Source organism: Nesterenkonia sp. HG001 (genome assembly GCF_034438835.1).
Classification (GTDB): Bacteria; Actinomycetota; Actinomycetes; order Actinomycetales; family Micrococcaceae; genus Nesterenkonia; species Nesterenkonia xinjiangensis.
Genome location: NZ_JAOSZD010000004.1, coordinates 101824 through 113998, shown reverse-complemented (window position 1 = coordinate 113998; position 12175 = coordinate 101824). Strand labels below are relative to the sequence as shown.

Annotated in this window: 10 protein-coding genes; 3 read left to right on the top strand and 7 right to left on the bottom strand. The window is 67.6% G+C overall.

The genetic code is table 11. The features are described from left to right. Nucleotides 1-13: 13 nt before the first annotated feature. Complete coding sequence (locus tag ODE13_RS08130; RefSeq protein WP_179541819.1) at nucleotides 14-403, bottom strand: GntR family transcriptional regulator; 390 nt, start codon at nucleotides 401-403, stop codon at nucleotides 14-16. A 199-nt stretch (nucleotides 404-602) separates the two neighbouring features. Here ODE13_RS08130 and ODE13_RS08125 point away from each other — a divergent pair, with 199 nt between their 5' ends. Next, the gene (locus ODE13_RS08125) at nucleotides 603-1433 is read left to right on the top strand and encodes an HAD-IIA family hydrolase (RefSeq protein ID WP_179541818.1); all 831 of its coding nucleotides are present in this window, start codon (nucleotides 603-605) and stop codon (nucleotides 1431-1433) included. A gap of 121 nt (nucleotides 1434-1554) precedes the next feature. On the opposite strand, the gene ODE13_RS08120 is transcribed toward ODE13_RS08125, so the two are convergent. Beyond that, nucleotides 1555-4176, bottom strand: a complete 2622-nt coding sequence (locus ODE13_RS08120) for an MMPL family transporter (RefSeq protein WP_322478820.1) — start codon at nucleotides 4174-4176, stop codon at nucleotides 1555-1557. A gap of 219 nt (nucleotides 4177-4395) precedes the next feature. Further along, nucleotides 4396-5007, bottom strand: a complete 612-nt coding sequence (locus ODE13_RS08115; RefSeq protein WP_322478819.1) for a TetR/AcrR family transcriptional regulator — start codon at nucleotides 5005-5007, stop codon at nucleotides 4396-4398. A 38-nt stretch (nucleotides 5008-5045) separates the two neighbouring features. Between ODE13_RS08115 and ODE13_RS08110 the strand changes: the two genes are divergently transcribed. Both ODE13_RS08110 and ODE13_RS08105 read left to right on the top strand, forming a co-directional pair. Further along, on the top strand, nucleotides 5046-5300 hold the full coding sequence (locus tag ODE13_RS08110) for a hypothetical protein (protein WP_322478818.1): 255 nt from the start codon (nucleotides 5046-5048) through the stop codon (nucleotides 5298-5300). Nucleotides 5301-5309: 9 nt separating this feature from the next. Beyond that, the gene (locus tag ODE13_RS08105; protein WP_322478817.1) at nucleotides 5310-6968 is read left to right on the top strand and encodes an anthranilate synthase component I family protein; all 1659 of its coding nucleotides are present in this window, start codon (nucleotides 5310-5312) and stop codon (nucleotides 6966-6968) included. Between the two features lie 15 nt (nucleotides 6969-6983). Here ODE13_RS08105 and ODE13_RS08100 read toward each other — a convergent pair whose 3' ends face one another. From ODE13_RS08100 to cls, 4 genes are all read right to left on the bottom strand, one after another. Further along, on the bottom strand, nucleotides 6984-8000 hold the full coding sequence (locus tag ODE13_RS08100; protein WP_322478816.1) for a CNNM domain-containing protein: 1017 nt from the start codon (nucleotides 7998-8000) through the stop codon (nucleotides 6984-6986). Then, complete coding sequence (locus ODE13_RS08095; RefSeq protein ID WP_322478815.1) at nucleotides 7997-9349, bottom strand: hemolysin family protein; 1353 nt, start codon at nucleotides 9347-9349, stop codon at nucleotides 7997-7999. Before ODE13_RS08095 ends, ODE13_RS08100 begins: the two co-directional genes overlap by 4 nt. Before the next feature lie 267 nt (nucleotides 9350-9616). Continuing rightward, a complete protein-coding gene (locus ODE13_RS08090; protein WP_322478814.1) occupies nucleotides 9617-10408 on the bottom strand; it encodes a hypothetical protein in 792 nt (263 codons plus the stop codon). 186 nt (nucleotides 10409-10594) lie between these two features. Then, complete coding sequence (gene cls, locus ODE13_RS08085; RefSeq protein ID WP_322478813.1) at nucleotides 10595-12088, bottom strand: cardiolipin synthase; 1494 nt, start codon at nucleotides 12086-12088, stop codon at nucleotides 10595-10597. Nucleotides 12089-12175 lie beyond the last annotated feature (87 nt).

Here is a 12175-nt window from a genome sequence, read left to right as displayed (position 1 = left end):
GACGGGATGCCGCTCAGCGATCTGCGCGGCTGCGGATCATCTCGATGACGGCCTCAGTGGTGAGCCCGACTGCGCGGGCCTCGGTGAGCATCGGGTCGAGGTAGTGATCGGCGAACTGCTGACGCCGTTCGGCACGAAGGACCTCGCGGGCACCCTCGGCGACAAACATGCCCAGACCGCGCCGCTTGATGAGGATCCCGCGGTCTACCAGCAGGTTGACCCCCTTGGCCGCGGTAGCCGGGTTGATGCGATGGAACGCCGCGAGCTCATTGGTTGACGGCGCGCGCTCACCTTCGGCGAGCGCGCCGTCGAGCACAGATGCCTCGACGTGCTCGGCGATCTGCACGAAGAGTGCACGGCCTTCTTCCACTGCCTCACCTTCCTTCAGGAGTTCACCCAGCATATTCCAGTTCACCACCTCTGTGGTTCATTACTCCACTAATGAACCACAGAGGTGAGTGTCCCGTCAAGGTCCCCCGCGGGGTTGAGCTGGTGAGTTTCCGCCGGAATCGACCTGGGGATCGCCGCATTTGGGCGGAAACACACCAGCTCAACGAGGACGGGGCATGGGCAGCGCGCCAGGGACTGCATAGGATGAGGTCATGAACGGTGACTCTGTGGAATGCTGGCTGACCGATATGGACGGCGTGCTCGTCCGTGAGCACGAGGCCCTCCCGGGGGCCGCGGAGCTGCTGGAGCAGTGGCGCCGCAAGGACCTCCCCTACCTGGTCCTGACCAACAACTCGATCTTCACCGCCCGAGATCTCAGCGCCCGACTGCGCCATTCCGGCCTGGTGGTCCCGGAGAACCGCATCTGGACCTCCGCACTGGCCACGTCGACCTTCCTGGCCAACCAGATCTCGCCGGAGTCGAACGCACAGGGCAGCTGCTATGTGGTGGGCGAAGCGGGCCTGACCACCGCGCTGCATGAGGCCGGATTCATCATGACCGAGACCAATCCTGACTACGTGGTCGTCGGCGAGACGCGCAACTACTCCTTCGAGGCGATCACCAAGGCCGTGCGGCTGATCAACGACGGTGCCCGGTTCATCGTCACCAACCCGGACGCCACGGGCCCCAGCTCAGAGGGCGTGCTCCCAGCCACCGGTGCGATCGCCTCACTGATCACCAAGGCCACCGGGCGCGACCCCTACGTGGTGGGCAAGCCGAATCCGATGATGTTCCGCTCCGCCCTGAACCACCTGGGGGCCCACTCGATGCAGACGGCCATGATCGGTGACCGCATGGACACCGACATCGTGGCCGGGATGGAGGCCGGCATGCACACCATCCTGGTGCTCTCCGGACTCTCCAGCCGGGCGGACATCGCGGACTTCCCGTTCCGCCCCAACCGCATCATCGACGGGGTCTTCGAGCTGCTCGACGAGCCGCTCATCGGCGACGCCGACGTCGACGTGCGCGGCTCCGCCTGAGGCGGACCCAGAACGGCATCGAGTGGCCGAGAATCCCGACACCTGACCCCGCGACACGGCGTGTCGTCGGGGAGGTGGGGTGATTCTCGGCCACTCGATGCGTTGGGTCGGCAGTCCGGCCTCAGCGCCTGCGGGGGCCGGCGTCGACCGGTTCCGCGACTCGGGCAGAGTCCTGCTCCGCCGAGTCGGCGCCGTCCCAGTCCTCGACCTCCATGACCTGACGCTCCAGCGCCGAGCCCTCGACGTCGACATCGGGCAGGAGGCGGTCCAGCCACTTCGGCAGCCACCATGCGGCGGGGCCGGCCAGGTGCAGCAGAGCCGGCACCAGCACCAGGCGCACCACGAAGGCATCGAGCAGCACGCCCAGAGCCAGCGCCAGACCGATGGAGGTCACCATCGGATCGTCGGTGAAGATGAATCCGGCGAACACCGAGCCCATGATCAGCGCCGCTGCGGTGACCACGGAGCGCCCAGCATGCAGGCCCTTGCGGACCGCCAGCCGTGCCGAGTCCCCGTGCGCGTACGCCTCCCGCATGCCGGAGCCGGTGAAGAGCTGATAGTCCATCGCCAGCCCGAAGAGGATGCCCACCATGATGATCGGCAGGAAGGTCAGGATCGGCCCCGGCTCGGTGATGCCGAACAGCTCCCCCAGCCATCCCCACTGGAACACGGCGACCACGCCGCCCAACCCCGCGGCGAAGGAACCGACGAAGCCCAGGGTGGCGACCACCGGCAGCAGAATGGACCGGAAGACCATGATCATCAGCAGCAGGGACAGCCCGACCACGACCACCAGGTAGAGCGGCAGCGCATCGGCGATGACCTCGGAGATGTCGATGTTGGCCGCCGTCATGCCGGCCACGGAGACCTCCACGTCGGCGAACTCCTCGCCGGTGAGCACCTCATCACCACGCAGGTCATGGACCAGCTGCTCCACTGACTCCGAGGCGGGCCCATCCTCCGGGATGACCTGGAAGACGGCGACGTCGTCACTCTCGTTGATCGCGGCGGGGACGACTGCAGCGACGTCGTCGCGCTGATCCAGCTCCTGGGCTAGGGCGATCTGAAGATCGGTCGCCTGCCCCGCGCTGAGCCCCTCAGGCAGATCCGCGACCATCAGCAGCGGTCCGTTCTGACCGGCGCCGAATGCCTCCTCCGTGGCCACATAGGCCTGGTAAGAGGAGGAGTCTGCGGACTCTGAGCTGGCGTCAGGCAGACCCAGGCGCATGGAGAAGGTCGGGATCGCCAGCACGGCCAGTCCCACGAGGGCCAGCGCGGCGATGCCGAGCGCACGCGGGGTCTTCATCGGCTCGGTGATGCGACGGGCCTTCCGCAGGCCGATGTATCGGCGCTCCCTGCGGGCGAGGATGCGTCGGCCGGTCAGTGAGAGCGTCGCCGGAGTCATAGTGACCGCCATCAGCACGGCGATGAACACGCAGACCGCGGCGATGGACCCCATCAGCCCGAGGAACCCGATGCCCGTGACGTTGAGTGCCAGCAGCGCGATGATCACCGTCGCGCCGGCGAAGACGACGGCATTGCCGGCGGTGCCGTTGGCGAGGGCGATGGAGGCGCGCAGCTCCATGCCGTCCTTCATCTGGTTCCGGTGCCGGTGCAGGATGAACAGGGCGTAGTCGATCCCGACGGCGAGGCCGAGCATCAGCCCCAAGATCGGCGTCACGCTCATCATGTCCACGAACCCGGACAGCGACATCGCGCCGGCGACACCGATGCCCACGCCGATCAACGCATTGAGCAGCGGCAGACCCGCACCGATGAAGGTGCCGAGCATGACCAGCAGCACGACCGCGGCGATCATCAGCCCGATGGCCTCAGCAGTGCTGAACAGGTGCGGCATCTCGAAGGCGAGGTCGCTGGAGGGCAGGATCTCCACGCCGTCGATCTGTGTCTCGGCGAGCTCGTCGGAGACGAGGGTGAGGTCCCCGGTGCCCACGGACTGCAGCTCCTCGTGGAAGTTCACTGTGAGGATGGCGACGTCCTCGTCGGCGGAGACGGTCTGCACGGCGTCGGTGAGCTCCATCATCTGCTCGCCGCGCTCAAGCTCCCGCTCGCCGGACGCCATCTCCTCCTCCCCGGACTCCAGCTCGTCTTGAGCAGCGTCGAGCTCCTCACGGCCGGCGTCGAGCTCGGCCTGCTGGGCGTCGAGCTCGGCCTGTGTCGCATCAAGCTGGGCCTGCGTGGCCTCGTCGTGGCCGCCGGGCGGAGCCTGGGCGAAGGCGTCGTCGAGCTCCTCCTGGGCCTCATCGAGCTGCTGCTGGCCGGAGTCGAGCTCGGCGTAGCCGTTCTCGACCTCTTCACGACCGGCCTCCAACTCCTCCTGTCCGGTGACGAGCTCCTGGCGGGCCTCGGTGAGCTCCTCCTCGCCCTCGGCGCGCTCCTGGGCGCTGACGAACGGGTCGGTCACGCTGTTGACCGGGTCCAGGGCCTCGAGGTCCTCACTCAGGCCGGCGACCGCGTCGCGCTGCTCCTCAGTGAAGGACCCGCCGTCCTCAGTCTGCAGCACGGCGATCGCGCTGCCGCCGCCGGCGTCGGGGAGCTCCTCGGCGAGCCTGTCCGCCACGCGGGTGGTCTCCAGGTCAGGCAGCGTGATCTGGTCGGTGAGCTGACCGCCGAAGGACAGGAAGGAGGTGACGGCGATGGCCAGCACGGCGAACCAGGCGGCGATGACCGTCTTGGCCCGGCGGGCGGCGAAGAGTCCGAGTCGGTGGAGGAGTCTGGCCATGGGGTGGTGTCCGTCTCCGTCGAGAATGGCAGGAAATGATGAGGAAGGTGACGCGCTTCAGCGACACCGAGCGCGCAGGGTGCACGAGACCCCGGGAGGCTCACGGCACCTCCCTAGGATAAACGGAACGAGCCGTCTCACAAATACGCCGAGATGATCCGGGACTGAAATGCGAGAAAGATCACATCAGCGCTTCAGTGCGGCAGGCGCCACCCTCGATCACCGCGCGCGGGCACCGTCCAAGGCGGTGTCGACCAACGCATGAGCCCAGGCGGCCTCTGGTCGGCCGCTGGTGAGGAGGCGCAGCACCAGCGGAGAGGCGATCGCCGCGGCGGCGGAGCTGGCGTCGAGGTCGGCACGCAGGTGCCCGGCCTCCCTCTCCTGGCGGAGCCGGTCCGCCACCGGCGAGTCCTCCCAGATGCGGGTGACGGCCTGGAACCCCTCAGTGTGCGCGGCTCCGGCCAGCAGCGCGGAGATCAGGCTGCGAGCCATGGACCGATACCCTTCGGTGAAGGCCTCGTCGAGGGTCTGGTCCACCCAGGTGTGCAGGTCGGCGCGCAGGTCGCCGGTGTCAGGGACCTGCGCGAAGTCAAGCTGCAGATGCCCGGTGAGCAGGGCCTCCAGCACCACGGCGGCCTTCTGCGGCCACCAGCGGTAGATCGTCTGCTTGCCCACCCCCGCCTCGGCGGCGATGCCCTCCACCGTGAGATCGTCATACTCCAGATCGCCGCAGGTCAGCAGTCGGGCAGTGGCGGCCAGCACCGCCTGGTGCGCGGCAGCGCTGCGCGGCCGGCCGCGGCGGGTCTCTGCGATGGGCACGTCCTCAGTCACGCCCGTCATCGTATCGGGTGCCCAGTAGACTGGTGCCCATGCCCGCCGACCCCTCGCGCCGCCCCGACTCGGAGCCAGACCCAGGGCCCGCCCGGTCTGTCCAGACCAGCCGCATGTCCTGGTTCACGCTGATCGCGGGCTTCTGCATCGCCGCCACCGGCGCCTACTTCCTTTGGATCGGGCATGACTGGACGTGGTTCTCGGTGCTGCAGGTCGCGGTGGGGATCTGGATGATCGGCGACGGTGGCCGCCATCTGCTGCGACGCCGACGCCTCCTGGGCAGGGACGGCTGACGTACGTCCATGGACGAGTCTCAGCGCACCGGCGTCGGAGATCTGCCGACGGTGCACCGCCACCGATTGGCCGCCGCTCTGCCGGAGGACGCCGCGATCCTACTCTTCGAACGTCTGTCCGCCACCATGCCCACGGCACCTGCTGCTCTGCTGGACTCCAGCGACCATGCCCGCACTGCGGCCCCCGAGCGCAGTCGACGCAGCATCCTGGCCTTCTCCGCCGGACCGTGCGCCCTGGAGGTGCGCCACCACGACGGGGTCACGGTGGAGCACCATCCGGACCACTCCCAGCAGCCTCGGCGCCGCACCGAGGGCCCGTTCTTCTCCTGGCTGCGCCAGGCCTGGCCACACAAGGGATCGCCCGCAGGCCCGGCCGAAACCCAGGGCTCCGGAGAAGGCCCTGCTGAGCCCTTCCAACTGGGCTGGCTGGGCTGGCTGGGCTATGAGCTCCGTCGCGAGGTCGGCTCCCCTGATCTACCCTCCCCTGATCTGCCCTCCCCGGAACGGGCCTCCCCTGAACCGGGCCCCCGCGGCCACAACGTTCAGGACGCCGGTGCCCCCTCGGAGGCCCCCGACGACGCCCACCTCTTCCGCGCCACCCATGCGGTGGTGATCGACCACGCGGCCGACCAGGTGGAGATCCAGTCCCTGGGTGCAGACCCCGACTGGCGGAATCACGTGACGCAGCTGGTCGCGGCCATCGCCACCGAGGACGCCGTTGTCCCCGCATCCCCGGCTCCCCACCTGCGAGAGATGCGCGTGAGGGACACCCGCCGGGAGCACCTGGCGGCAATCGCGGAGGCGCAGCGAGAGATCTATGACGGCAACACCTACGAAGCCTGTCTGACCACGGCGGTCACTGGGCTCGCCGCGGCGGCCGAGGCCGATCCAATGGCGCTGTTCCGGCGGCTCCGGGCCACCAACCGCGCCCCGTTCACCCAGCTGCTCCGCCTGGGCCCCGGCCGCCGAGATCCGGCCCCTGAGGGCGAGGGCCGGCCGCAGGCGGAACGGCAGGGGGTCGACGTCGTCTCCACCTCGCCGGAGCGCTACCTGAGCATCGACGTCGCCGGCACCGTGCGCTCTGAACCCATCAAGGGCACCCGGCCGCGCGGTGAGGACCCGGAGGCCGACGTCGCCCTGCGCGAGGATCTGGCCGCGCACCCGAAGGACCGGGCGGAGAACGTGATGATCACCGACCTGGTGCGCAACGACCTCTCGATCCATGCGATCCCCGGCACACTGCGGACCGAACGGCTCTGCGCCGTGGAGTCCTACCCGACGGTCCATCAGATGGTCTCGACAGTCTCCGCGAGGATCAGCCCGGAGGCGGCCCGCGCCGACGTCGTCGCCGCCGCGTTCCCACCCGGTTCGATGACGGGGGCGCCGAAGATCTCCACCATGGACATCCTGCAGCGACTGGAGACCGGACGACGCGGCCCCTACTCCGGGGTCGCCGGCTATTTCAGCACCACCGGAGCGGCGGACCTGTCAGTGCTGATCCGCACACTGGTGATCTCGGCCCAGGCGCAGGACGACGTCGTCGGCCTCCATCTGGGCCTGGGCGGGGCGATCGTCGCGGACTCAGACCCGGAGGCCGAATGGGACGAGGTGGTCACCAAGTCCGCCGGAGTGCTCGGCGCCCTGGGCGCGGAATTCCCGCACCGCTGAGCCGGAGTCGGCAGCTCACTGAATCCTCGAGACTCCCGGCCAGAGCTCGTCGAGGATGTCCTTCCACGTGACGATCCCCACGATCCGTCCAGGGGCTTTGATGACGGCCAGCTGCTCACCAGCGGCCCGCATTTCCTGCAGCGCGTCGTAGACGGTCGTCCCCGAAGCGATGACCAGGACTGCGCGTGCCACGCCCTGCACGAGGTCGTCAGGGTCAGCCCGGAGAGTGTCTCGGACGTGGACCACCTGAAGGCGGGATGGGGAAGGCACCTCGATCAACACTCGCAGGCGGCGAGACTCTCGGCAGGCCTCCTGCACGTCTCCGGCCGTCGAACCGGCCGGCAGGAGCGGCACCTCCCGGGCGTGCGCCTCGACGATCTCGTCCACAGACCTGACACCCAGGCCCAGAAGATCGGATATCTGCCGCCCGGACTCAGCATCGAGAGTACCGGCTTCGGTGGAGTGTTCCACGAGAGTGCGGATCGTCTCCGAGTCGTACCCGGCCGCCGCGGCTCGGTCCACCGGCTCTACTCCCGCAGCTTTCACGAGCCGGTTGGCCAGGGCGTTGATCAGCCGGAGAGCCGGCCCCAACAGCCTGACCAACAGCTGAGCAGGCAACGCGATGACAGTGGCTGATCGTTCCGGATCGGCGATCGCCCAGGACTTGGGCGCCATCTCCCCGACCACTAGGTGGAGGAACGTGACCATCAGCAGCGCCAGGGTGAAGGCCACGACGTCGGCGACCCACACAGGCAGGAACGCAAGGAGAGGCATGAGCAGGTGGTGCACGGCCGGCTTGGTGATCGCACCGAGCGCGAATGTGCATGCCGTGATGCCAAGCTGCGCGGCAGCGAGCATGACCGTCAGCTGGTCGAGCCCGCGGACCGCAGCTCGAGCGGAGGCGCTACGCTGCGCCTTGTCCTCGAGACGATGCCGACGGGCGGCCAGCAAGGAGAATTCGACGACCACGAAGAACGCGGAGAGGGCGATGATCACCGCCGTGCCCAGCAACGGGAGCAGCCATTCGCTCACAGCTCGGCCTCCTTCAGCTCCACCGTCACAGTGTGCGGCACATGGCGTTGCACCGTACATACCTCGACATCGAGCCAGCGGTGCAGGGGAGGCTCATCGGCCATCGGCACTCCGGCCCAGGGAAGGTCGATGCAGATCCGGTCTCCGGGGCTGGGAAGCCCCCCGGCCTCATGGATGATGAGCCCTGACAGGGTCTCGAAGTCCCCGCGCGGCAGATCGTGACCGACGGCGCGTTCAACCTCGTCGACGTGGACCGCGCCCTCCATCTGCCAGGCACAGCCACCGATCGGGACGATGGCGAGCGGTATCTCCTCGTCGTGCTCGTCCGTGAGCTCCCCCAGGATCTCCTCGGCGAGGTCCTCCAGGGAGATCACCCCGGCGAATCCTCCGTACTCGTCGATCACACAGGCGAACTGGGACCGGTGGCAGCGGAGCTCCTCCACGGCTTCGGGCATCGGCATCAGGGTCGGCAGAATCACGGGCGGTCGCATCAGCTCAGTGACTGGGGCGCTGCGCGGGTGAGACGTGGCCAGGACATCGAGGAGGTGCACGACGCCGACGGGGGCGTCCGCCGCGTCAATGATCGGGTACCGGGTGTGCTCGTCGGCCATGAGCTCCCGCACCTCGCCGATGGTGGTATCCGGAGCCACGATGCCGGCCTGGGTGCGTGGAATCATGGCGTGCTCCACATCGTGGTCAGGGAAGTCGAGCACCCGGTCGAGCACCAGGAAGAGATCCTCGGGCAATTCTCCGCTCTGCCGGGATTCGTCCACGATATGCTCCAGGTCATGCGCGTCGGCCGTGGAGTTGACGTCGTGGACCGGCTCGATGCGGAGCAGTCTGAGCAGGGCGTTGGCGGATCGGTCGAAGAACGAGATGAGCCACCCGAACACCGCAAGATACATTCGCGTCGATCCCGCCAACCGCAGGGCGAGCACCGTGGGGTTCGCGATCGCGTAGTTCTTGGGGAAGAGCTCGCCGAAGATCATCTGCACCACGGTAGAGACGGCAAGCGCGACGACCGTACCGACACCGACGGCCGCGGCACGAGGGACGTCAGCCATGCCGAGCAGGTCACCCAGCGCCTCCCCGACCAACGGCTCCGCCACGTAGCCCACGAGCAGCCCGGTGACCGTGATACCCAGCTGGGCTCCGGAGAGCATGAAGGACGTGCGATCTGTGACTTCAAGAGCCCGAGACGCGGCAACGTCCCCGGAAGCCGCACGGGTACGCAGCTGAGTCCGGTCCACGGACATGTAGGCGAACTCCTGGGCCACGAAGTACGCGTTTGCCGCGATGATCAGCAGGATCACGAAACAGCCCAGCGCGAGGAGCAGGATGGCCGTCATATGCGGGCACTCTCCTGGGCCGCGTCGAAGAATCCGACCTGCGGGAGACCGGCACCGGGGATGAGGCTGCCGGGACGATCAGCGAAGATTTCGGCCGTCCGTCCTCGGGGACGAACGACCAGGAGTTGATCGTGATCCACGGGGGACTCGGACCCTTTCATCGGTGGTCGGGAGAGACAGTCTCAGCATAGCGGGTCAGCGCCATAGAGGTCTTCAGCCGCACACCGTCGACGTCCCGAGCGTCCCGGAGCTGCACCCGGCGGCTGCTCAGCCGGTGCCGAGGCGTGCGTCGATCTTGGCGGACTGCGCCTCGACGACCTCGTCGAAGGTGGCGGCGTCGACGTTGACCGCACTGATCATCAGCAGATTGCTGCCGAGGTCACGGGTAGCGGAAAATCCTTCCATCTCGACAGTCGAGCCGTCGGACTCCACTCCCATCTCCATGGTGAGCCCGCGGAATCCCCCCGCGGAGAAGGCGTCGAAGTCGATGGTGTCCGCACCGTCCTCGAGGCGTCGTCCTTCACAGGCGTCGAGCACCTCGTCCCAGATCTGAGCACTGTCCACGGGGTTCGTGAAGCTGAGCATCCACAGGTAGACCCGCGCCTCGCCGGCGGGCCGGTCGCGAAGCGCCTGTCGGATCACGCCGTCCTGGGGATCGTCGCCGACCAGGTACTCGTTGATCTCGTCCATCTGGCGAGCGCACTCGTCTTCCCCGAAGCCACTCACGTAGGTGTCTCCGACGACGCCGATGTGCTCGTGGAAGTAGTCGACCCCGCTCTCCTCGAGGAAGGAGTCGGGATCGAAGGGGAACTCGTCCTCCTCCAGCAGCAGCGTGGAGATCTCCTCCTCCAGCAGCGGACCCAGACCGGCAGCAGCCTCGACAGGGGTGTCGTCAGCCTCGAGGGTGGCGTCCTGGATCTCGTCACCCTGATCCGCATCCTTCTGCGGCCCGGACTCGGCGGACGAGACGGCGGCCAACGTGTCCCGCGGCCCGGAGGCCTCTTCCCCCGCGGCGCACCCGGTGAGCGCGAGCAGGCCGGACAGCAGTGCTGCAGGCACGGCGGATCTCCGTCCGCCGGACATCATTGCCGGCGACACCATGCGATCTCGGCTCATCGCCCCTCCACTGGTGGCCTCACGTGGGTGTCTGCCCTGCGTGCGAGCGCGCCTCAACGTCGAGCATCAGCTCAGCATGGCGCAGACAACCTCTGACAGTACCTCATCCGTGGAGGGCCCGCGATGGTGTCACTGCAGGGCGGCGGTGAGCCGGAAGACGTTGTCCAGGTATCGCACGTGCCAGGGACGCTGCCTCCACTCCTCCAGATGCAGCTCCGTCGAGATCGCCATGTAGCCGGCGAACACCTCCTCCACCTCCAGGACCTTCTGGTCGTCGGCCACCATCAGCGTGACCTCCAGGTTCAGCGAGAAGGAGCGCATGTCCATGTTGGAGGACCCGATGACCATGACGTCGTCGTCGATGATCATGAACTTCGCGTGGAGCACGTCCGGGTCCGGGTAGCGGAAGATCCGGACCCCAGCGGCCAGCAGCGCCTCATAGTAGGACTGCTGGGCATGCTGGACGGTGAACTGATCGGCCTTCTTCGAGACGAGCAGGATGACCTCCACGTTCCGGTGCGCAGCATTGGTGACCGCGTAGAGCAGCGAGTCGTCGGGCACCAGATAGGGGGTGCAGATGACCAGTCGATCAGTGGCCTGATAGATGAGGTCGTTGAACAGGCGCAGATTGTTCTCATCGGTGAAACCGGGGCCCGAGGGGACCACCTGGGCCAAAGCCCCGCCTGCGGCCGCCTCGTCGGCCTCAGTGTCCACCAACAGCTCCTCACCCAGGTTCTCCCCGGTCTCGGCGTACCAGTCCGAGGCGAAGACGATGTCCAGGCCCGTGACGGCAGGTCCGGCGAGGACCACATTCAGCTCCACCCAGCGGCGCCCCATCCGGAAGGCCGAGGGGCGCTGATAGTGCGGCTCGATGAGGTTGGTGGACCCCGTCAACGCCTTCTCCCCGTCCACCACGACGATCTTGCGGTGGTTGCGCAGGTCCAGCCGGGAGAACCGGCGGCGCAGCGGCCGGACAGGCAGCACCCGGTGCCATTCGATGCTGGACCGCTTAAGCCTGCGTTTGAGGCGGTGGTACCCCTTGATTCGCATCGTGCCCAGATGGTCATAGAGGAACCGCACCTGGACGCCGCGCTCGGCGGCGCGCTCCATGGCGTCCAACACCGGACCGGCATACTCGGAGTCGTCACCGACGATGTAGAAGAGCACATGGACGTAGTCCTCGGCCCCGTCGATGGCTTCGACCATCCACTCGAAGGACTTCTTGTAGTCCGAGATCAGCTCGATGCGGTTGCCCTCCTGGATGGGGAAGGCACCGAGCTTGCGGTTCAGCGCGGCAGTGGCGCCCAACTGCTCGTCTTTGTCCCGCAGCTGGTCAGACAGGTCCATGTGGCTGGTCGCCTCCAGCAGGGACTCGTTGATGCTGCGCTGACGCTCCTGACGCCGTGCGGAGAGCTTGTTGCGGCCGATCAGCAGGAACAGCGGCAAGGCGACGATCGGGATGAAGAAGATCGCCAGCAGCCAGGCCATGGCGGTGTTGGGCCGGCGGTTGTCAGGGATGATGCCGAGCACGGCGAGTCGCACACCGACCTCGAGCACGAGGATGATCAGCAGGATCCACTCAGGGAGTCCCTCGATCCCCAGCCCGCTCAGTGGCCACAGCATCGTCAGCTCCGTCCGTCTCTCATCGTCGCTCCGCCCTGATCAGCGCCGCATACGGCTCACCATCCTACGGTGTCAGGTGTTCTCCCC